This is a genomic window from Escherichia sp. 93.0816, assembly GCF_013368855.2.
Classification (GTDB): domain Bacteria; phylum Pseudomonadota; class Gammaproteobacteria; order Enterobacterales; family Enterobacteriaceae; genus Escherichia; species Escherichia ruysiae.
Genome location: NZ_JABWNC020000001.1, coordinates 286,134 through 306,071 on the forward strand (window position 1 = coordinate 286,134; position 19,938 = coordinate 306,071).

Annotated in this window: 23 protein-coding genes; 12 read left to right on the plus strand and 11 right to left on the minus strand. The window is 50.0% G+C overall.

Annotated elements, in window-relative coordinates:
- Nucleotides 1-153: 153 nt before the first annotated feature.
- A complete protein-coding gene (locus HEM79_RS01485) occupies nt 154-732 on the minus strand; it encodes a CoA pyrophosphatase (protein WP_176241182.1) in 579 nt (192 codons plus the stop codon).
- Between the two features lie 3 nt (nt 733-735).
- Nucleotides 736-2,097, minus strand: coding sequence for an aminodeoxychorismate synthase component 1 (gene pabB, locus HEM79_RS01490; RefSeq protein ID WP_176241181.1), 1,362 nt, complete (start codon nt 2,095-2,097; stop codon nt 736-738).
- A 73-nt stretch (nt 2,098-2,170) separates the two neighbouring features.
- Between pabB and HEM79_RS01495 the strand changes: the two genes are divergently transcribed.
- Nucleotides 2,171-2,350 carry a YoaH family protein gene (locus HEM79_RS01495; RefSeq protein WP_000457334.1) on the plus strand — a complete coding sequence of 60 codons (180 nt, stop codon included), beginning with the start codon at nt 2,171-2,173 and terminating at the stop codon, nt 2,348-2,350.
- A gap of 185 nt (nt 2,351-2,535) precedes the next feature.
- On the opposite strand, the gene HEM79_RS01500 is transcribed toward HEM79_RS01495, so the two are convergent.
- Together HEM79_RS01500 and HEM79_RS01505 are read right to left on the minus strand one after the other, a co-directional pair.
- Nucleotides 2,536-2,835, minus strand: a complete 300-nt coding sequence (locus HEM79_RS01500; protein WP_001111982.1) for a DUF1889 family protein — start codon at nt 2,833-2,835, stop codon at nt 2,536-2,538.
- 441 nt (nt 2,836-3,276) lie between these two features.
- Nucleotides 3,277-3,621: a RidA family protein gene (locus HEM79_RS01505; protein ID WP_024191110.1), complete on the minus strand. Its 345-nt coding sequence runs from the start codon at nt 3,619-3,621 to the stop codon at nt 3,277-3,279.
- Between the two features lie 131 nt (nt 3,622-3,752).
- Here HEM79_RS01505 and HEM79_RS01510 point away from each other — a divergent pair, with 131 nt between their 5' ends.
- The 5 genes from HEM79_RS01510 (at nt 3,753) to rnd (ending at nt 10,124) form a co-directional block, all read left to right on the plus strand.
- Nucleotides 3,753-5,663: an ATP-dependent DNA helicase gene (locus HEM79_RS01510; protein ID WP_176241180.1), complete on the plus strand. Its 1,911-nt coding sequence runs from the start codon at nt 3,753-3,755 to the stop codon at nt 5,661-5,663.
- 57 nt (nt 5,664-5,720) lie between these two features.
- Nucleotides 5,721-6,416: a tRNA (adenosine(37)-N6)-threonylcarbamoyltransferase complex dimerization subunit type 1 TsaB gene (tsaB, locus tag HEM79_RS01515; RefSeq protein ID WP_176241179.1), complete on the plus strand. Its 696-nt coding sequence runs from the start codon at nt 5,721-5,723 to the stop codon at nt 6,414-6,416.
- A gap of 39 nt (nt 6,417-6,455) precedes the next feature.
- Nucleotides 6,456-7,037, plus strand: a complete 582-nt coding sequence (gene yeaY / locus HEM79_RS01520) for a Slp family lipoprotein YeaY (RefSeq protein WP_176241178.1) — start codon at nt 6,456-6,458, stop codon at nt 7,035-7,037.
- Between the two features lie 204 nt (nt 7,038-7,241).
- Complete coding sequence (gene fadD / locus HEM79_RS01525; protein ID WP_010349478.1) at nt 7,242-8,927, plus strand: long-chain-fatty-acid--CoA ligase FadD; 1,686 nt, start codon at nt 7,242-7,244, stop codon at nt 8,925-8,927.
- Between the two features lie 81 nt (nt 8,928-9,008).
- Nucleotides 9,009-10,124 (plus strand): ribonuclease D, encoded by a 1,116-nt coding sequence (gene rnd, locus HEM79_RS01530; RefSeq protein WP_176241177.1) that lies wholly within the window; start codon nt 9,009-9,011, stop codon nt 10,122-10,124.
- Nucleotides 10,125-10,177: 53 nt separating this feature from the next.
- Here rnd and yeaX read toward each other — a convergent pair whose 3' ends face one another.
- From yeaX to dmlA, 4 genes are all read right to left on the minus strand, one after another.
- Nucleotides 10,178-11,143: a carnitine monooxygenase reductase subunit YeaX gene (gene yeaX / locus HEM79_RS01535; protein ID WP_176241176.1), complete on the minus strand. Its 966-nt coding sequence runs from the start codon at nt 11,141-11,143 to the stop codon at nt 10,178-10,180.
- A gap of 55 nt (nt 11,144-11,198) precedes the next feature.
- Entirely contained in the window at nt 11,199-12,323 is a 1,125-nt protein-coding gene (yeaW, locus tag HEM79_RS01540; RefSeq protein WP_176241175.1) for a carnitine monooxygenase, oxygenase subunit YeaW, read from the minus strand.
- 31 nt (nt 12,324-12,354) lie between these two features.
- Nucleotides 12,355-13,965 (minus strand): BCCT family transporter YeaV, encoded by a 1,611-nt coding sequence (yeaV, locus tag HEM79_RS01545; protein WP_016158133.1) that lies wholly within the window; start codon nt 13,963-13,965, stop codon nt 12,355-12,357.
- Nucleotides 13,966-14,215: 250 nt separating this feature from the next.
- Complete coding sequence (gene dmlA, locus HEM79_RS01550) at nt 14,216-15,301, minus strand: multifunctional D-malate/3-isopropylmalate/tartarate dehydrogenase (RefSeq protein ID WP_000978479.1); 1,086 nt, start codon at nt 15,299-15,301, stop codon at nt 14,216-14,218.
- 102 nt (nt 15,302-15,403) lie between these two features.
- Here dmlA and dmlR point away from each other — a divergent pair, with 102 nt between their 5' ends.
- The 5 genes from dmlR to HEM79_RS01575 all read left to right on the plus strand — a co-directional run bounded on the left by dmlR (nt 15,404) and on the right by HEM79_RS01575 (nt 18,204).
- Nucleotides 15,404-16,321 (plus strand): DNA-binding transcriptional regulator DmlR, encoded by a 918-nt coding sequence (gene dmlR / locus HEM79_RS01555; protein WP_016158134.1) that lies wholly within the window; start codon nt 15,404-15,406, stop codon nt 16,319-16,321.
- Nucleotides 16,322-16,453: 132 nt separating this feature from the next.
- Entirely contained in the window at nt 16,454-17,092 is a 639-nt protein-coding gene (gene leuE / locus HEM79_RS01560) for a leucine efflux protein LeuE (protein WP_000457207.1), read from the plus strand.
- 170 nt (nt 17,093-17,262) lie between these two features.
- Nucleotides 17,263-17,622 carry a DUF1971 domain-containing protein YeaR gene (yeaR, locus tag HEM79_RS01565; RefSeq protein WP_000939314.1) on the plus strand — a complete coding sequence of 120 codons (360 nt, stop codon included), beginning with the start codon at nt 17,263-17,265 and terminating at the stop codon, nt 17,620-17,622.
- A 3-nt stretch (nt 17,623-17,625) separates the two neighbouring features.
- Nucleotides 17,626-17,808 carry a DUF1869 domain-containing protein gene (locus HEM79_RS01570; protein ID WP_000513737.1) on the plus strand — a complete coding sequence of 61 codons (183 nt, stop codon included), beginning with the start codon at nt 17,626-17,628 and terminating at the stop codon, nt 17,806-17,808.
- Nucleotides 17,809-17,955: 147 nt separating this feature from the next.
- Entirely contained in the window at nt 17,956-18,204 is a 249-nt protein-coding gene (locus tag HEM79_RS01575; protein ID WP_000512152.1) for a GlsB/YeaQ/YmgE family stress response membrane protein, read from the plus strand.
- 57 nt (nt 18,205-18,261) lie between these two features.
- On the opposite strand, the gene yoaJ is transcribed toward HEM79_RS01575, so the two are convergent.
- From yoaJ to HEM79_RS01590, 3 genes are read right to left on the minus strand one after another with little or no spacing between them, the layout of a single operon-like run.
- Nucleotides 18,262-18,336 carry a protein YoaJ gene (yoaJ, locus tag HEM79_RS01580; protein WP_001386836.1) on the minus strand — a complete coding sequence of 25 codons (75 nt, stop codon included), beginning with the start codon at nt 18,334-18,336 and terminating at the stop codon, nt 18,262-18,264.
- Nucleotides 18,337-18,338: 2 nt separating this feature from the next.
- Nucleotides 18,339-18,437, minus strand: a complete 99-nt coding sequence (locus HEM79_RS01585; protein WP_032225340.1) for a YoaK family small membrane protein — start codon at nt 18,435-18,437, stop codon at nt 18,339-18,341.
- A 32-nt stretch (nt 18,438-18,469) separates the two neighbouring features.
- Nucleotides 18,470-19,495, minus strand: coding sequence for a sensor domain-containing diguanylate cyclase (locus HEM79_RS01590; protein ID WP_010349484.1), 1,026 nt, complete (start codon nt 19,493-19,495; stop codon nt 18,470-18,472).
- Between the two features lie 184 nt (nt 19,496-19,679).
- On the opposite strand from HEM79_RS01590, the gene HEM79_RS01595 reads away from it, so the two are divergent.
- On the plus strand, nt 19,680-19,934 hold the full coding sequence (locus HEM79_RS01595) for a putative hemolysin (protein WP_000691925.1): 255 nt from the start codon (nt 19,680-19,682) through the stop codon (nt 19,932-19,934).
- Nucleotides 19,935-19,938 lie beyond the last annotated feature (4 nt).

The window sequence follows — 19,938 nt, forward strand, 5'->3', positions numbered from 1 at the left end:
CCAGTAACGAACTAATAACAACGCATAGTGTAAGAGGGAACGCGGCGACAGGCTTAACTATTCACATGAATTAAACTAATCAAAAACCGCGATTTAACTAATATTGCGATGATTGTCTCAAGTAGTGTTTTGTAGATGTAAAGATAAGTATAGTCAGGATTTCACACCAATTTGCAGCGCCAGCTCACGAATTATGCCTGCGGTCATTCCCCATACAAAATACTGTTCGTACCAGGAAAGCCATACCCGATGTGAATCACCACGGCGGTAGATATCTAACGGGTGATAACGACCCAGATGTAATGCCTGGGCGAGCGGCATTTCAAACACTGCGGAAACTTCATCTTCACTGGCACGATAAGGTAAATCAGGCGGGATAATGCCGACCACTGGCGTTACCTGGTAACCCGTTACGCTATCGACAGGCGGCAGCACACCGATAACTTCGACGGCGGAAGGGGGAATAGCGACCTCTTCTTCAGCTTCGCGCAGCGCGGCGGCGATAACTGACGCATCAGTATCATCTACAGCACCACCAGGAAATGCCACCTGTCCGGCGTGTTTGCGCAGATGAATCGAACGCTGTGTGAGCAATAACCCCGGCTGCGATCGGCGAACGATGGGGATTAACACGGCAGCCTGACGATGATTTAAGGTTTCCCGGTTTATTTGCGGGCGCAAAAGTTGAAAGCGCGATAAAAATTCATCAAGCGTCAGGCTACGGTAGTCCACGTCTTACTTCTCCAGTTGGCGTAATATCCTATTAACTTTATCAAAAGTTTCCTGATATTCCGCTTCTTCCTGACTATCGGCGACAATACCGCCGCCCGCAGAACAGTAAATTTGACCGTTAATGGCAGTCAGCGTGCGGATGGTGATGCTGGTATCCATATTGCCACAGAAGCTCAAATAGCCAATGCTTCCGCACCAGGCGTTGCGTCGCTGCGGTTCCAGTTCATCGATAATTTCCATTGCCCGTACTTTCGGTGCTCCGGTGATTGAGCCTCCGGGAAAAGCCGCGCGCAGCAGATCGCTGGCATGAAGTTGTTCAGGTAGTTGAGCCGTAATGGTGCTCACCAGGTGGTGCACAGCGGGAAAAGGTTCCACCACAAACAGTTCCGGCACTTTGACTGAACCTGGCACAGCAACGCGACCAATATCATTACGCATTAAATCAACAATCATCAGGTTTTCAGCGCGATCTTTTGGCGAGTTCGCCAGTTTTTCTGCCTGTTTGCTATCTTCCTGAGGATCTGGCAGACGCGGCAGTGTGCCTTTAATCGGACGGGTCTGGATCTCACCGTCATCACAAAGAATAAAACGCTCTGGCGAGAGGCTTAAAATTGTGCCTTGTTCCAGACGCAGGAAGGCACTAAACGGCGCGTGATTGGCCTGATTAAGCTGAATGAATGCCTGCCATTCATCACCGCAATAGGTAGCCTGAAAACGCTGGGCGAGATTCACCTGGTAACAGTCGCCACTGTGCAGATACTCCTGCACCTGACGAAATTTTTCGCCATACTGTTCGCGGTTCATATTAGATTGCCAGGCAGAGGTTAGCGCAAAATCACCCTGCGGTGTGATTTGCTGGTTTTCCAGCCAGGCCAGACGGGCATTGACATCATCATGACTCAGCAAAGAAACAGCCTGGCGCTGGTGGTCGACAATCAGTGCCCAGTCGTAGATACCTACCGCCATATCAGGCAGGTCGATATCTCTCAGCGCCACTTCTGGCAGTGACTCAAAGCGGCGACCCAGATCGTAACCAAATAAACCCAGCGCGCCACCCTGAAATGGCAAATCATCGTTATGTGACGGGTGAATGTTCGCACGCTCCAGCGCCTGCTGGAGTACTGTTAACGGATCGTCAGTGGTTGTTGTGCGGGTTTCTCCTTTACACAAAACAGTTTCACTGCCGTAAGTTGTTAAGGTGCAAATCGGGTCTGCCACCACAATATCAAAGCGGCTATACGGATGATCGGCATAGCCAGAGTGCAAAAGCATTGCCCACGGCAGGTGGCTTAAGCGGGCAAAATAAAATTCAGCGGCGTCCTGACGCCAGGGTAAAGTAATCACAGCGGGAGATAACGTCTTCATCAGTCCTGACTCTACTGGCTATGTGCCGGGTAGCATGAAATAATTAGCGCCAACAATTTAGCAGGAGTTAACAATGTTTGCAGGTTTACCTTCACTCACCCATGAACAGCAGCAAAAAGCCGTTGAGCGTATTCAGGAACTGATGGCACAGGGGATGAGCAGCGGTCAGGCAATCGCACTGGTAGCCGAAGAGTTACGCGCCAACCATTCCGGCGAGCGGATCGTGGCGCGTTTTGAGGATGAAGACGAGTAATACAATGTTGGTTTCAACAGGGCGCATTATGACAAGCGAACCATTTGGCCCGTAGCGTTTGAACCAGAAAATTGTGGGGCTGTACTGGTTGAATGAATTAAGCCGTGTTTTTGATGGTTAGAAAAAAGGACGCTTTTCTGTGATAAAAAAGCGTCCTGGCTCATTTTTGTTGGTAGAGATTTAACTTATACCAGTGCTTTGAGCTCTTCCTGCATATAAGACGAGAAGTATTCTGGATTTTTAATCACCACGCGTTCACCAGACTCCATTTTTTTTGCCCATCCCACCATTTTTTCCGTGAATCCAGGATTCCAGCCTTCCTGTTCGGCTCGCGCAGTAATATCGGCGGCACTCGCGGGTACTCCCAGTTCTTTCAAATATTTAAATATTCCCTTCGCCGTACTTTCATTCATAGAGCTGGGGGTTGGTGTTGATATATCCATGGCACCAATAAAATCCAGGGCTTTATCTATTACAGCAGGCATATTCTTGTCCTTAAATTAACCACGTGATCGATAAGGCTATATATGACATTAAATTGCGCCTAATATCAAAAGGATTATAACGATATCTCATTAGTTAACCTGTTGACATTCAGGTATTTTAAAGGTAGCAGGTCATGGCGGGTTATCTAGTGATGTGCCGAAAATTAACAGCGAATCGTAGTGCCCCAGCCAGATTGTTCAGGCAAGGAAGGACAAGAAAGAAAAGCAGCGTAAGTTAATCGAGTGATTAACATAATGCTTTGGTTTTTGCGATTAATATCATTTTTGTATAAATGAGGTGGAAATCATAAAAATAAATTATCAGCCAGGGTGCTACCCATCTAAAGTAAGATCTTAAGCACTGGCCGATTTGTTCATAATCGACCAGTTTTCCGATAAATTATCGTGTGATTTTTGCCTTGATATAATTATCTTTCGGAATTAAACCGCCGCAATAATTTTAATTTCAACTTTATACTTCGGGTTCATCAATCCCGCTTGTACCGTGCAGCGCACAGGTGCATGGCCCGCGACAACCCATGCGTCCCAGGCTTTATTCATTGCAGCGAAGTCGTTTTTATCGGCCAGGAAAATCGTGGCATCCAGAATACTCGACTTATTGCTGCCCTGTTTTGCCAGCACTGCGTCAATTTGCGCCAGCGTATTCGCGGTCTGCTCAAACGCATCGGCATCGAGGTTTTCCGGTACACCGGTGTAGTAGAGCGTGTTGTTGTGGATCACCACATCAGACCAGCGGGCTTCGGCGTCAATACGAACGATAGTCATCATTTTGTCCTCATCATCATTCCATTTTTGTGCTGCAAAGACTGCCACAATGTAAGGTCGCCGTCACCACTTCAGCTGGCGAAAAGCAACCTGGCCTGACATAATCCCTGTTCAAATCAACAGGGGGTAGTGTGACGGACGATTTTGCACCAGACGGTCAACTGGCGAAAGCGATACCTGGCTTTAAGCCGCGTGAACCACAGCGACAGATGGCGGTAGCCGTCGCTGGGGCGATAGAAAAAAGCCAGCCGCTGGTGGTGGAAGCGGGAACCGGGACGGGCAAAACCTACGCTTATCTTGCCCCTGCGCTGCGGGCGAAAAAGAAAGTCATTATCTCGACCGGCTCAAAAGCATTGCAGGATCAGCTCTACAGCCGCGATTTGCCGACGGTGGCAAAGGCGTTGAAATACACGGGCAACATGGCATTGCTGAAAGGGCGCTCAAACTATCTCTGCCTCGAACGTCTCGAACAGCAGGCGCTGGCGGGTGGCGATCTGCCGGTACAAATTTTAAGCGATGTAATTCTGCTACGCTCCTGGTCTAATCAAACAGTCGATGGTGATATCAGCACCTGCGTTAGCGTGGCGGAAGATTCACAGGCGTGGCCGCTGGTCACCAGCACCAACGATAACTGCCTCGGCAGCGACTGCCCGATGTATAAAGATTGCTTTGTGGTCAAAGCACGCAAAAAAGCGATGGATGCCGATGTGGTGGTGGTAAACCATCATCTGTTTCTGGCGGATATGGTGGTGAAAGAGAGTGGTTTTGGCGAACTGATCCCGGAAGCAGACGTCATGATCTTCGACGAAGCCCACCAGTTGCCGGACATTGCCAGCCAGTATTTTGGGCAGTCACTCTCCAGTCGACAACTGCTCGATCTGGCAAAAGATATCACCATCGCTTATCGCACCGAATTAAAAGACACTCAACAGTTACAAAAGTGCGCTGACCGTCTTGCCCAGAGTGCGCAGGATTTTCGTCTGCAACTCGGTGAGCCAGGTTATCGCGGTAACCTGCGTGAGCTGTTAGCTAATCCGCAAATTCAGCGGGCATTTTTACTGCTCGATGACACCCTTGAACTCTGTTATGACGTGGCGAAATTGTCGCTGGGGCGTTCCGCGTTGCTGGATGCGGCATTTGAGCGCGCCACGTTATATCGCACACGACTGAAACGGCTAAAAGAGATCAATCAGCCAGGCTACAGTTACTGGTACGAATGTACTTCGCGCCATTTCACTCTGGCGCTGACGCCGCTAAGCGTGGCGGATAAATTCAAAGAATTAATGGAACAAAAGCCCGGTAGCTGGATCTTTACCTCGGCAACATTGTCGGTGAATGACGATCTGCATCATTTCACCTCGCGGCTTGGGATAGAACAGGCGGAGTCGTTGCTGTTACCCAGCCCGTTTGATTACAGCCGCCAGGCGTTACTCTGTGTGCCGCGTAACCTGCCGCAAACCAATCAACCGGGTTCCGCACGGCAACTGGCGGCAATACTACGACCGATCATCGAAGCCAACAATGGTCGTTGTTTTATGCTTTGTACCTCGCACGCCATGATGCGCGATCTGGCTGAGCAATTTCGCGCCACCATGACGCTTCCTGTGTTGTTACAGGGCGAAACCAGCAAAGGACAACTGTTGCAGCAGTTTGTCAGCGCAGGTAACGCGCTTCTTGTGGCGACCAGCAGTTTCTGGGAAGGGGTGGACGTGCGCGGCGATACGCTGTCGCTGGTGATTATCGACAAGTTGCCGTTTACCTCGCCGGATGACCCACTGTTAAAAGCGCGCATGGAAGATTGCCGTTTGCGCGGTGGCGACCCGTTCGATGAAGTGCAACTGCCGGATGCGGTCATTACTCTCAAGCAGGGCGTAGGGCGACTGATTCGCGACGCCGACGATCGCGGCGTGCTGGTGATTTGTGACAATCGACTGGTGATGCGCCCTTACGGTGCGACGTTCCTCGCCAGCCTGCCGCCCGCGCCGCGTACCCGTGACATTGCCCGTGCGGTTCGCTTCCTTGCGATACCATCCTCCAGGTAATTTGTTATTGAGTATGGTATGATGCGCGCCTTTTTATTGATCTAAGCACGAAGACCCATGCGAATTCTGGCTATCGATACCGCGACAGAGGCCTGCTCTGTCGCCCTGTGGAACGACGGTACTGTCAACGCTCATTTTGAGCTTTGCCCTCGTGAACATACTCAACGAATCTTACCGATGGTGCAGGATATCCTGACCACCAGCGGAACCTCCCTGACTGACATTAATGCTCTGGCTTACGGACGCGGCCCCGGTAGCTTTACCGGCGTGCGTATTGGTATTGGCATTGCGCAAGGGCTGGCGCTTGGCGCGGAGTTGCCGATGATTGGCGTCTCCACGCTAATGACGATGGCGCAAGGGGCGTGGCGCAAAAACGGCGCAACCCGCGTGCTGGCAGCCATTGACGCGCGGATGGGCGAAGTTTACTGGGCTGAATATCAGCGAGATGAAAACGGTATCTGGCACGGTGAAGAAACCGAAGCCGTACTCAAACCAGAACTCGTTCATGAACGGATGCAGCATCTTTCCGGTGATTGGGTGACGGTGGGGACGGGCTGGCAAGCCTGGCCGGATCTCGGTAAAGAGAGCGGGCTGGTTCTGCGCGATGGCGAAGTGTTACTGCCTGCCGCAGAAGATATGCTGCCGATTGCCTGTCAGATGTTTGCTGAAGGTAAAACAGTGGCGGTGGAACATGCCGAGCCGGTTTATTTACGTAACAACGTCGCGTGGAAGAAACTTCCGGGCAAAGAATGAATCTTAAGAGTATGCCCTGAGAAAAAAAGGAGTCGCATCATGGCGGTTCAAAAGAATGTTATCAAAGGCATACTGGCAGGTACGTTTGCGCTAATGCTGAGCGGTTGTGTCACCGTGCCGGACGCCATTAAAGGCAGCAGTCCCACGCCGCAACAAGATTTAGTTCGGGTGATGAGTGCGCCGCAGCTGTACGTTGGTCAGGAGGCGCGCTTTGGCGGCAAAGTGGTCGCGGTGCAAAACCAGCAGGGTAAAACCCGTCTGGAAATTGCCACCGTACCGCTCGATAGCGGAGCCAGGCCGACGCTGGGAGAGCCTTCTCGCGGGCGCATTTATGCAGATGTGAATGGTTTTCTTGATCCGGTCGATTTCCGTGGACAACTGGTTACAGTTGTCGGTCCAATCACCGGTGCGGTTGACGGCAAAATCGGCAACACGGCCTATAAATTTATGGTGATGCAGGTAACGGGTTATAAACGTTGGCATTTAACCCAGCAGGTGATTATGCCGCCTCAGCCGATTGATCCGTGGTTTTATGGCGGTCGTGGCTGGCCCTATGGTTATGGCGGATGGGGCTGGTATAATCCAGGCTCCGCGAGAGTACAAACAGTTGTAACTGAATAATTGCTTGTTTTTAAAGAAAAAGAAACAGCGGCTGGTCCGCTGTTTCTGCATTCTTACGGTAAATATAAAAATAAATAGTGACGCGCTTCGCAACCTTTTCGTTGGGGAATTATCAAGCTGGTATGATGAGTTAATATTATGTTAACAGCATGTATATCACTTGGGGTTGCGATGACGACGAACACGCATTTTAGAGGTGAAGAATTGAAGAAGGTTTGGCTTAACCGTTATCCCGCCGATGTTCCGACGGAGATCAACCCTGACCGTTATCAATCTCTGGTGGATATGTTTGAGCAGTCGGTCGCGCGCTACGCCGATCAGCCAGCGTTTGTGAATATGGGGGAGGTGATGACCTTCCGCAAGCTGGAAGAGCGCAGTCGCGCATTTGCCGCTTATTTGCAACAAGGGCTGGGGCTGAAGAAGGGCGATCGCGTTGCGCTGATGATGCCTAACTTATTGCAATATCCGGTGGCGCTGTTTGGTATTCTGCGTGCCGGGATGATCGTCGTAAACGTTAACCCGTTGTATACCCCACGCGAACTTGAGCATCAGCTCAACGACAGCGGCGCATCGGCGATTGTCATAGTGTCTAACTTTGCCCATACCCTGGAAAAAGTGGTCGATAAAACCGCCGTCCAGCACGTTATTCTGACCCGTATGGGCGATCAGCTTTCCACGGCAAAAGGCACGGTAGTTAACTTCGTTGTTAAATACATCAAACGTCTGGTGCCGAAATACCATCTGCCAGATGCTATTTCATTTCGTAGCGCCCTGCATAACGGATACCGGATGCAGTACGTCAAACCTGAACTGGTGCCGGAAGATTTAGCCTTCCTGCAATACACCGGCGGCACCACTGGTGTGGCGAAAGGCGCGATGCTGACTCACCGCAATATGCTGGCGAATCTGGAACAGGTTAACGCGACCTATGGGCCGCTACTGCATCCGGGTAAAGAGCTGGTGGTGACGGCGCTGCCGCTGTATCACATCTTTGCACTAACCATTAACTGCCTGCTGTTTATTGAGCTGGGCGGGCAGAACTTATTAATAACCAACCCACGCGATATTCCGGGGCTGGTGAAAGAGTTAGCGAAATATCCGTTTACCGCTATCACCGGCGTTAACACCTTGTTCAACGCGTTGCTGAACAATAAAGAGTTCCAGCAACTGGATTTCTCCAGTTTGCATTTGTCCGCAGGCGGCGGGATGCCCGTTCAGCAAGTGGTAGCAGAACGTTGGGTGAAACTGACCGGACAATATCTGCTGGAAGGTTATGGCTTAACCGAGTGTGCGCCGCTGGTGAGCGTTAACCCGTATGATATTGATTATCACAGCGGTAGCATTGGATTACCGGTGCCATCGACGGAAGCCAAACTGGTGGATGATGATGATAACGAAGTACCACCGGGGCAACCGGGCGAACTTTGTGTCAGAGGTCCACAGGTGATGCTGGGCTACTGGCAGCGCCCGGATGCCACCGATGAAATCATCAAAAATGGTTGGTTACACACTGGCGATATTGCAGTGATGGATGAAGAAGGATTCCTGCGCATTGTCGATCGTAAAAAAGACATGATTCTGGTTTCCGGCTTTAACGTCTATCCCAACGAGATTGAAGATGTGGTCATGCAGCACCCAGGCGTACAGGAAGTGGCGGCTGTTGGCGTACCTTCTGGCTCCAGTGGTGAAGCGGTGAAAATCTTTGTGGTGAAAAAAGACGCGTCGCTCACTGAAGAGTCACTGGTGACCTTTTGCCGCCGTCAGCTCACAGGCTACAAAGTACCGAAGCTGGTGGAATTTCGTGATGAGTTACCGAAATCTAATGTTGGAAAAATTTTGCGACGAGAATTACGTGACGAAGCGCGCGGCAAAGTGGACAATAAAGCCTGAGCGTTAAGTCAGTCGTCAGACGCCGGTTAATCCGGCGTTTTTTTTGACGCCCACTAAAGAGAATACAATTTGAATTACCAAATGATTACCACGGACGATGCGCTGGCTTCTTTGTGTGAAGCCGTCCGTGCCTTTCCGGCGATAGCCCTGGATACTGAATTTGTACGTACGCGCACCTATTACCCGCAACTGGGGTTGATTCAACTTTTTGATGGCGAGCATCTGGCGCTAATCGATCCACTCGGGATCACCGACTGGTCACCGCTGAAAGCGATCCTGCGCGATCCTTCCATCACCAAATTTCTCCATGCGGGCAGTGAAGATCTGGAAGTGTTCCTCAATGTCTTTGGTGAATTACCACAACCCCTGATTGACACGCAAATCCTCGCCGCATTCTGCGGACGTCCGATGTCATGGGGTTTTGCCTCCATGGTAGAAGAGTATTCCGGCGTTATGCTGGACAAGAGTGAATCGCGCACCGACTGGCTCGCCAGACCGCTAACCGAACGTCAGTGCGAATATGCGGCGGCGGATGTCTGGTATCTGTTACCGATCACCGCAAAGCTGATGGTTGAAACCGAAGCCTCTGGCTGGCTACCTGCGGCGCTGGATGAATGTCGCCTGATGCAAATGCGTCGTCAGGAGGTCGTTGCGCCGGAAGATGCCTGGCGTGATATCACCAATGCCTGGCAGCTACGTACACGTCAGTTGGCCTGTTTGCAACTGTTAGCCGACTGGCGACTGCGCAAGGCGCGGGAGCGCGATCTGGCGGTAAACTTTGTCGTGCGTGAAGAACATTTGTGGTCGGTAGCGCGTTATATGCCAGGGAGTCTGGGCGAACTGGACAGTCTGGGCTTATCCGGTAGTGAAATTCGCTTCCACGGTAAAACGCTGCTGGCGCTGGTAGAGAAAGCGCAGGCATTGCCGGAAGAGGCCTTACCGCAGCCAATGCTTAACCTGATGGATATGCCCGGTTATCGCAAAGCGTTTAAAGCGATTAAGTCGCTGATTACTGACGTGAGCGAAACGCACAAGATCAGCGTCGAATTGCTGGCATCGCGTCGGCAAATCAACCAACTGCTGAACTGGCACTGGAAATTAAAACCGCAGAACAATTTGCCTGAGCTGATTTCCGGCTGGCGTGGTGAGTTGATGGCGGAAGCATTACATAATTTATTGCAGGAATATCCGCAGTAAAACGTTCGTAAGCCGGACAAGGCGCAACCAGCGCCGCATCCGGCTCGGATAAACTACAAATCCAACACCAGTCGTTTACCCTTCGCGCGCGAACAACAGATCAACATACTCTGCTGGCTGGCGCGCTCTTCATCGCTAAAATACTGGTCCCGATGATCGGCTTCACCTTCCAGAATTGCTGTTTCACAGGTTCCGCATACCCCTTCACGACATAAACATTCCACTTTTGCCGCTTTGTTATTTTCAATGACCTGCAAAATGGTCATCTCTTCTGGTACTACAAACTCTTTCCCGGAACGGGCGAGTACCAGCGTAAAGGCATCGCCGGTTTTGTCTTCTATGGCAAATTGTTCAAAGTGTAGCGTGTCGGAGGCGATGCCCAGACGCGCTGCTTCACTTCTCACCGCGTCATTCAGAGCCTCGGGGCCACATGTATAAATGTGTGTGCCAGGGGCGATATCCGCCAATAATCGCACTAATTCGAGTCGCGTTCCGATCGATGAGTGATGAAAATGAATCTTATCAGTCTGCGGATGTTGGTTTAATTCATCACGAAACGCGCAACTTTCTGGACTCCGCGAACAATAATGTAACTGCCAGTCGACGTCCGTGTGTTGCAACTCTGCCAGATGCGACAGGAAAGGGGTGATACCAATGCCGCCCGCGATAAACAGATGCTTTCGAGCCGAGGGAACCAGAGCAAACAGGTTATTGGGTGTCGAGATGGTCAATCGATCGCCCGCTTTTACCTGCTGATGCAAAAAGCGCGAACCGCCGCGCGAGTTTTCTTCCAGCCGAACGGCAATCTGATAACAAGAGGTGTCGATCGGCGAACTTAGTAGTGAATAAGCATTGCTGTACTGGTTATCATTATCGCTCATCTGCACAATGATGTGACTTCCGCCGGTGAACGCAGGCAGCGGTTTGCCATCGGTTGTCACCAGCGTGAAGCATTTCACCTGTTCGGTAAGCGGTTCAACCTGGCTCACCTGTACTTCAAACATTTGATAGTCTGACATTGCTGCACTCCATCAAAAATCAGCCCGGCGGCGGAAAATACCGCCGCCGATGTCATTAGTCCTTAAACACCTGCGCCAGCAGATTATGGAAATGGGCGATACCGTGTTCGGAAATTCCGCTACCGCTACTGTCGGCCATGATGCGTCCCTGCCCACGATAGCCACGCGATTTCAGCCCTTTCTGTACGCTTTCAACCAGACGTAAATCTTCCGGGCGGAACACATCGCGATACCACTCAATCAGCGATTTTTGCTCGTCGGTTAGCTCTTCATTGGTGAAGTAGATATCGTAGTTTTGTAGGGTAGTTTCAGAATCCACCGGGAATTCATAAATGACCGTCATCATCCCTTTGATTGGCGTGACGTTCAGCATAGTGCACGGCCACAGCCAGAAACCGTGGAACGCAGCGTCTGTACCTTCTTCAAATTTAAACGACTGTTCGGACGGTTTGGCGAAACCGTATTGCAGCGTCCAGTTGCCGTGCATGGTGTGCCAGTAACGATCAACCTGAACGGAGTCGGAGAAACCTGGATGCGCCGGACCACAGTGGTAGCATTCGAGATAGTTATCGACAATGTTCTTCCAGTTGGCAGGTGTGCGGGTAGTAAAACGAGCCGCCAGTTTCAGGTTGTGGACTTCCGGGCAGGCTTCCAGCACTTTTGCCGCCAGGCCTGGTAGCTGATCTTCTACGCTGGTGGCGTTGGGATCCATGTTGATGAAGACGAATCCGGCATATTCTTCCAGACGCACCGGAACCAGTTGCGCTTTGTCGCTATCGAAATTGGCGACGTTTTCACAGTTACGCGCATGGGCCAGGTTGCCATCGAGTTTGAATGCCCAGGCGTGATACGGGCAGGTAATCACATTTTTCGCTTTCCCTTCACCACTCAATAACTGATGGCCACGGTGCGGGCAAACGTTATAGAACGCGCGCAAAACCTTATCACGACCGCGTACCAGCACGATGCTTTCGCCAATGATCTCACGCGTTACGTAATCATTGGCATTCGCCAGTTCGCTACTGTGAGCGACGCAAATCCAGCTTTTGGCAAAGACGTTCTCTTTTTCGTGTTCAAAGGCGTTCTGATCGGTATAAAAACGGGCAGGAATGGTCCACGCCTCTTGCGGGTTAGCGCAAAAATTTCCGGGTAGTACAAAGTCAGGGCTCAGATTGCTCATAGGGATACCTTTATCGTTAGGATGATGGCGCTCAGTTGTCGCCTTTGAATACGGTTCCCGCAGGGAGCACTGGCGTTTTTTCCGGGGCTTCAACCGGTGTCTGCGGGAGATAATGTTCAATTTGATGAGCCGGAATATCGGCGTAATCCTGTTTCAGCCAGCGAATAAATCCGCCCACTTTCACCAGTAAAATGACGAGGAAGGGAAGGGCTGTAAGTACCACGGTGGTTTTCATGGTTTCCAGCGATGCGCCGGTGAACAGAATTGAAAGCGGGATCAGGGTGATTACCACGCACCAGAACAGACGCAGGCCACGGTCTGGATCATCACCTTCCTGAAGATTCCGCGTGCTGGTCGCTGCCATGGTGTAGGCCACTGCATCCATATGCGAGGCGAGGAAAATAATCATCACGCCCAGATAAGCGGCGAGGAACAATTTACCGGCTGGCAACGACATCAGAACTTGTTGAACGGCCGTTTCACCGCCCAACGTTTCCAGCACCTGCGGAACGTTGATTATCCCTTTGATAAACTGATGAATAGCAAAACTTTCCATCACGCCGAAGAAGAACCAGCAGCCGACGGTGCTACCGAGGATCAGCCCCCAGATAACTTCTTTGATCTTACGACCACGTGATACGCGGGTGACGAACATTGCCACGCCGGGGGTGTAAGAGATCCACCAGAGCCAGTAGAAAACGGTCCAGTTGCGGGTAAATGAGCCATCGCCAAGCGGATCGGTGAATAAGCTCATCTGTAAGAAGTTTTGTGTGGTCAGGCCGATGGCATTGATGATGCTGTTAGTAATAAATTCGGTTGGACCGACAATCAAAACCAGCAATGGCAGCAGGAATGCGCCCCAGCCGACCATTTTGCTCAGACGTTGTAAACCGTTGTTGATACCTATCCACGAACTAAGGCAAAAAATGCCGCCGGAAAGCAGGATCACAAATGCCTGCACGGTGAAGTTATCCGGCAAACCGGTCAGCGCGGAAAGCCCACGGGTAAAGGTTGCCGCCGTCACCACCAGAGAAATGGTCAGCGCGCCGACAGTGGCGATCAGAAACATCAAATCGACCAGTTTTCCCCATGGGCCTTGCGGGCGAACACCGGTAATGGCAGCAATAATGCCGGAAAGACTCAGACCTTTATTTTTCCGCACATGAAAGTGGTAAGCCATGATTAATGAGGCCAGCGTATAAGTTGCCCAGGCGCTGATGCCCCAGTGGAAAAAGGAGTAGGGAACGCTAAATTCCAGTGCCTGCTGTGAACGCGGCACGATATTTAAACCAGGCGTTTGATAATAATAGGCCCACTCCGCTACGCCCCAATAAAGCGTGGAGGAACCTAATCCGGCACAAATAAACATAAACAGCCAGGAGAGCGTACTGTATTCCGGCTTACCTTCGCCAAGACGAATATTGCCATATTTGCTGGTGGCTAAATAAATTACCAGCCCCATTGCCAGCAAAACTAATACCTGTACGGCGGAACCCAGCGTGCGGGTAACTAAACTGTATATTGCGTTGGCCGCGTCGGCCGACTGTTGCGGAAAAAGGCTTAATGTGGCTGCGATGAAAAGAATGGCCACCAGGCTGATGCTAATCAGTGGTAAATCTTTTTTCTTAACATTGCTCATCATGAGTCATCTCCTGGGCATAAAAGCCCGTCGCTGGCTTTTGCCAGTTGTAATTATTTGCAGGGTAATGAACTTTTTGTTGTGTTTAACAAATTGATTATTTGCATGTTACATAAATTAAACAATTAAGAATACGGAAAGCCATAAAACACGAAACGGAAACAATAAAAGGTGAAATGACGCAGGTTATTTACTGTAAAGAACGAATAAAAAAACCGCGTCAGTGACGCGGTTCAAATAAACTGGTTCGACCTTAACGCAAAATAATTTTGCAAATCGCGTCGGCAACCTGTGGCGTGGTGGCATTACCTTTCATATCGGGTGTTTTCGGCCCGTGAGCAATCACTTCTTCAATCGCTGCCAGAATGCCGTTGTGCGCTTGCTGGAAACGCTCATCGCCATTGCCAAGGAAATCCAGCATCATTGCCCCGGCCCAAATCGTCGCGATAGGGTTGGCAATATTTTTACCGTAGATATCCGGCGCAGAGCCGTGGACTGGTTCGAAGAGCGACGGGAAAGTGCGTTCCGGATTCAGGTTGGCGGATGGGGCAATGCCGATGGTGCCGGTGCAGGCCGGGCCAAGATCGGAAAGAATATCGCCAAATAAATTAGACGCTACCACCACATCAAAGCGTTCCGGTTGCATCACAAAGCGCGCACAGAGAATATCAATATGCTGCTTGTCCCAGCGGATTTCCGGGTAATTTTCTGCCATTGCTTCTACTCGCTCATCCCAGTACGGCATACTAATGGCTAAACCGTTAGATTTCGTGGCAGAAGTCAGGGTTTTGCGCGGGCGGCTTTGTGCCAGCTCAAAAGCATATTGCAAAATGCGATCGACGCCACGGCGGGTAAATACCGATTCCTGAATGACAACTTCATGTTCCGTTCCTTCATTCAGTCGACCGCCCAGAGACGAGTATTCGCCTTCCGTATTTTCGCGCACCACGTAAAAATCGATGTCGCCAGGCTGTTTACCCGCCAGTGGGCAGGGTACGCCGGGAAAGAGGCGTACCGGGCGCAGGTTGACGTACTGATCAAACTCGCGGCGAAATTTCAGCAGCGATCCCCATAACGAAATATGGTCCGGAACGGTATCCGGCCAGCCGACGGCACCAAAGTAGATAGCGTCGAAACCGCTGAGTTGTTCATGCCAGTCGTCCGGCATCATTTTGCCGTGATGGCTGTAATACTCGCAGCTTGCCCACTCCATCTGCTCAAAACTTAAGGCAAAGCCCCAGCGTTCAGCAGCAGCCTGTAACACTCGAATCCCTTCAGGAAGGACTTCTTTGCCAATCCCGTCTCCAGGGATCGCAGCAATACGCATCGTTTTCATCATTAGGTTCTCACTTCCTGATCAGCAAAATTGACAACTCCACCATCCTATAATTGACTGATCAGGAATTAATCCCCGCAACTGGTGAAACATAAAACACGAATCATGAATAATTTACCGCTGCTGAACGATTTGCGCGTCTTTATGCTGGTGGCTCGCCGGGCTGGTTTTGCCGCCGTGGCGGAAGAATTAGGCGTTTCACCGGCCTTCGTCAGCAAGCGCATCGCCTTGCTGGAGCAAACTCTGAACGTGGTGCTATTACACCGCACCACCCGTCGCGTCACCATTACCGAGGAAGGCGAGCGGATTTATGAATGGGCGCAGCGGATTTTGCAGGATGTCGGGCAGATGATGGATGAGCTTTCCGACGTGCGTCAGGTGCCGCAGGGAATGTTGCGTATTATCAGCAGTTTTGGTTTTGGACGGCAGGTGGTAGCCCCGGCACTGTCAGCACTGGCGAAGGCGTATCCGCAACTGGAGTTACGTTTTGATGTGGAAGACCGGTTGGTCGATTTAGTCAATGAAGGGGTCGATCTGGATATTCGTATTGGCGACGACATTGCACCTAACTTAATTGCCCGTAAACTGGCGACCAATTACCGTATTCTCTGCGCGTCGCCGGAGTTTATTGCGCGATATGGTGCACCGAAACATTTAACGGATCTTTCTGCGTTACCCTGCCTGGTCATAAAAGAGCGCGATCATCCGTTTGGTGTCTGGCAGTTGCGCAATAAAGAGGGGCACCATGCCATTAAAGTCACCGGACCGATGTCGTCAAATCATGGTGAAATTGTCCATCAGTGGTGTCTCGATGGGCAGGGAATTGCGCTGCGCTCCTGGTGGGACGTTAGTGAAAATATTGCCAGTGGACATCTGGTACAGGTTTTACCTGAATATTATCAGCCAGCAAATGTCTGGGCTGTTTATGTCTCAAGGCTGGCGACATCCGCAAAAGTACGGATTACGGTAGAGTTTTTGCGCCAGTATTTTGCAAATCATTACCCGAATTTTTCACTGGAATGAGCGCAATTTTTTACTCTATTCTCAGGTTTATATCAGGTTAAAACCTGATTTTCTCCTTTCTAAGCCGCTACAGATTGGTTAGCATATTCACCTTTAATCGCGCATGATCCAAAGAGAATTAAAGAGGTTAATGTGTTCGCAGAATACGGGGTTCTGAATTACTGGACCTATCTGGTTGGGGCCATTTTTATTGTGTTGGTGCCAGGGCCAAATACCCTGTTTGTGCTTAAAAATAGCGTTAGCAGCGGTATGAAAGGCGGTTATCTTGCGGCCTGCGGTGTATTTATTGGCGATGCGGTATTGATGTTTCTGGCATGGGCTGGAGTGGCGACATTAATTAAGACCACCCCGATATTATTCAACATTGTACGTTATCTTGGTGCGTTTTATTTGCTCTATCTGGGGAGTAAAATTCTTTACGCTACCCTGAAGGGTAAAAATAGCGAGGCTAAATCAGATGAACCTCAATATGGCGCTATTTTCAAGCGTGCGTTAATTTTGAGTCTGACCAATCCAAAAGCCATTTTGTTCTATGTGTCGTTTTTCGTACAGTTTATCGATGTTAATGCGCCACATACGGGGATTTCATTCTTTATTCTGGCGACAACTCTGGAACTGGTAAGCTTCTGTTATTTGAGCTTCCTGATTATTTCTGGTGCTTTTGTCACGCAGTACATTCGAACCAAAAAGAAACTGGCTAAAGTGGGCAACTCGCTGATTGGCCTGATGTTCGTGGGTTTCGCTGCCCGACTGGCGACGCTGCAATCCTGATGCTTTCAGCCCGCGATGCTGCGGGCTTCCCTCCTGAAATACATCTATATTCCGCCTGGATGACGCTAAAAAGTAACCAATAAATGGTATTTAAAATGCAAATTATCAGGCGTACCCTGAAACGGCTGGAATAAATGGTTTTCAGCACATTTACCGAAGGAGGGAAAAGGATGCTGCAAATCCCACAAAATTACATTCATACGCGCTCAACACCTTTCTGGAATAAACAAACTGCGCCTGCCGGAATATTCGAACGTCATCTTGATAAAGGAACGCGTCCGGGTGTTTATCCACGCCTGTCCGTTATGCATGGGGCGGTCAAATATCTCGGCTACGCCGATGAACACAGCGCAGAACCTGATCAGGTGATCCTCATCGAAGCAGGTCAATTCGCAGTGTTCCCGCCGGAAAAGTGGCACAATATTGAAGCCATGACTGACGATACTTATTTCAACATCGACTTCTTCGTTGCTCCTGAAGTCCTGATGGAAGGTGCAAAACAACGGAAAGTCATTCATAGCGGGAAATGAATTATGGGCAAAGCAACGTATACCGTAACCGTCACCAATAACAGTAATGGCGTTTCTGTCGATTACGAAACAGAGACGCCGATGACATTACTGGTGCCAGAAGTGGCGGCCGAAGTGATAAAAGATCTCGTCAATACCGTGCGTTCTTATGACACGGAAAATGAACATGATGTGTGTGGTTGGTAATTATTGCTAATGTAGATGGCGCTAATTCTGCGCCATCGTAAAAAAAATGCTCTGTGACACATATCACAATTCTTGCCTCTCTTATGTTGTGCTATGCTTTTTATCAGCGACTAACCCGCTAATGCAAAACAGATAAGTGAGGAAACAATGGGCATTCTGTCATGGATTATTTTTGGACTTATTGCCGGTATTCTGGCGAAGTGGATCATGCCTGGTAAAGATGGTGGTGGATTCTTTATGACCATCCTGCTGGGAATTATCGGTGCCGTAGTTGGTGGATGGATCAGTACACTGTTTGGTTTTGGCAAAGTCGATGGCTTCAACTTTGGTAGTTTTGTGGTTGCCGTGATTGGTGCGCTGGTCGTGCTGTTTATCTACAGAAAAGTCAAAAGTTAATGCTGAAAAGCACAAAGGCTGCCTACAGGCAGCCTTTGTTATTTTATCGACGCGCTATTACCACCATCCCAGCTCGGTGCCAAGAACGACAATAATCGCCACGCCCATCATAATAATCGTTGTTTTTTTCATCTTTATGCCCCTGGGGCCGCATAGCCGCCAATAAAAAACCACGCTAAAAATACGACTGCCGTAATAAAGATCACGACGGGAAAAACAATACCGATTCGCATGTTACCACCAAAGAAAAGGATGTGAATACGCCTCAGGAGTGCCTGTCTGAATGCGCGACAAAAGGGGGTTTCTGTTTGTGTTTTTTCTCCTGATACATCGCGATATCGGCAGCATGTAGGGCACTGTCTGCATCGGTGGTTTCAGGATCCACTTCTACTACGCCAAGACTGGCGCCAGGATAAAACAGATCAATATCACCCAGGTGATATTCTCCACGTATTTGCTGTTGGATACGCTCACGCAGTGACTGGATATCGGCATTTTCATTAGCCAGGGCAACGACCAAAAATTCATCGCCGCCGAGACGACCAATAATCTCGCCATTCTGATGTAGCCTGGTGAGGCGCTCGCCAACCTGAATAAGAAACAGATCGCCGCTATTGTGACCAAATCGGTCGTTGATTAATTTGAAGTTATCCAGGTCGATAAAAGCAATAATTGCCTTACGCTTCAGATGCCGAGCGAGGGAAAACAGCGTCGTCAGATTATCAAAAATCGCCCGCCGATTCGGCAGGCCGGTCAAAGAGTCGGTGTAAGATTGCGCAATCAGAGCGGCATTGGCTTCACGTAATTGCTCAACCAGCGCCTCTTTTTGAATATATTGTGCAATCAGTCCGGCGAATAGCTGCAAAACCTGCTCTGCGCGTTCACTCCACGGGCGCTTTTCACTGCTGGCGGCGCAAAGCGTGCCATAGAATGATCCATCCGGTAAGTGAATTGGTGTGCTCAGGAATGTGGTAATACCAAGATTGCGTGCCGCAATGCAGTCACCCCAACGGCCTGGAACTTCATCGCTGAAAAAACAGTTTTCATCAATGGCGCGTTTGCACAACGAGTAATCCCACGAGACGGTAAAATTCTCCGGGATGTGCATTTTCTGGCTGTTACGGGCAAACAGGATATGTTGCAGTCGCGCGTCAATATCCACCTTTGTCAAATAGGTCGATTCCATGTCGGTGACCATTTCCAGCATCTCCAGAAGTTGCCGAACCAGACTTTCCAGAGAATGTTCTGAGGCGAGTGACTGCGAGACGCGGGCAATAATCTGATCTGACACGAAAGAACTCCAGGATACGGCGGGTAAAATGCTGATTATTTAATCTTTGCAGGCATGATAAAACATCATCAAAGAAGATGAAACTAGCCGTAATATATTTAAAGTGAATGTAAAGGAAATAGTGCTGCAAAACAAAACGATACCGCGATACTCTAAGGCGTAGATAAACGTGTGAGATCAACGAATGAAAATTATCAGTTTTACTCTGCCTTGCCTGTTAATCCTTGCGGGATGTTCAACCACTTCTCAACCCGATGCACCAAAACCGCCGCATGTTGGGATGGCGAATCCGGCGTCGGTCTACTGCCAACAGAAAGGCGGTACGCTCATTCCCGTGCAGACATCGCAAGGGGTCAGCAACAATTGCAAATTACCGGGCGGTGAAACGATTGATGAATGGGCATTATGGCGACGGGATCATCCGGCGGGTGAAAAATAACCGC

Coding starts and splice junctions, on each gene's coding strand:
- pabB (WP_176241181.1), bottom strand. CDS start 2,097: ATGAAGACGTTATCTCCCGCTGTGATTACTTTACCCTGGCGTCAGGAC.
- HEM79_RS01495 (WP_000457334.1), top strand. CDS start 2,171: ATGTTTGCAGGTTTACCTTCACTCACCCATGAACAGCAGCAAAAAGCC.
- HEM79_RS01500 (WP_001111982.1), bottom strand. CDS start 2,835: ATGCCTGCTGTAATAGATAAAGCCCTGGATTTTATTGGTGCCATGGAT.
- HEM79_RS01505 (WP_024191110.1), bottom strand. CDS start 3,621: ATGACTATCGTTCGTATTGACGCCGAAGCCCGCTGGTCTGATGTGGTG.
- tsaB (WP_176241179.1), top strand. CDS start 5,721: ATGCGAATTCTGGCTATCGATACCGCGACAGAGGCCTGCTCTGTCGCC.
- yeaY (WP_176241178.1), top strand. CDS start 6,456: ATGGCGGTTCAAAAGAATGTTATCAAAGGCATACTGGCAGGTACGTTT.
- rnd (WP_176241177.1), top strand. CDS start 9,009: ATGATTACCACGGACGATGCGCTGGCTTCTTTGTGTGAAGCCGTCCGT.
- yeaX (WP_176241176.1), bottom strand. CDS start 11,143: ATGTCAGACTATCAAATGTTTGAAGTACAGGTGAGCCAGGTTGAACCG.
- yeaW (WP_176241175.1), bottom strand. CDS start 12,323: ATGAGCAATCTGAGCCCTGACTTTGTACTACCCGGAAATTTTTGCGCT.
- yeaV (WP_016158133.1), bottom strand. CDS start 13,965: ATGATGAGCAATGTTAAGAAAAAAGATTTACCACTGATTAGCATCAGC.
- dmlA (WP_000978479.1), bottom strand. CDS start 15,301: ATGATGAAAACGATGCGTATTGCTGCGATCCCTGGAGACGGGATTGGC.
- dmlR (WP_016158134.1), top strand. CDS start 15,404: ATGAATAATTTACCGCTGCTGAACGATTTGCGCGTCTTTATGCTGGTG.
- yeaR (WP_000939314.1), top strand. CDS start 17,263: ATGCTGCAAATCCCACAAAATTACATTCATACGCGCTCAACACCTTTC.
- HEM79_RS01570 (WP_000513737.1), top strand. CDS start 17,626: ATGGGCAAAGCAACGTATACCGTAACCGTCACCAATAACAGTAATGGC.
- HEM79_RS01575 (WP_000512152.1), top strand. CDS start 17,956: ATGGGCATTCTGTCATGGATTATTTTTGGACTTATTGCCGGTATTCTG.
- HEM79_RS01585 (WP_032225340.1), bottom strand. CDS start 18,437: ATGCGAATCGGTATTGTTTTTCCCGTCGTGATCTTTATTACGGCAGTC.
- HEM79_RS01595 (WP_000691925.1), top strand. CDS start 19,680: ATGAAAATTATCAGTTTTACTCTGCCTTGCCTGTTAATCCTTGCGGGA.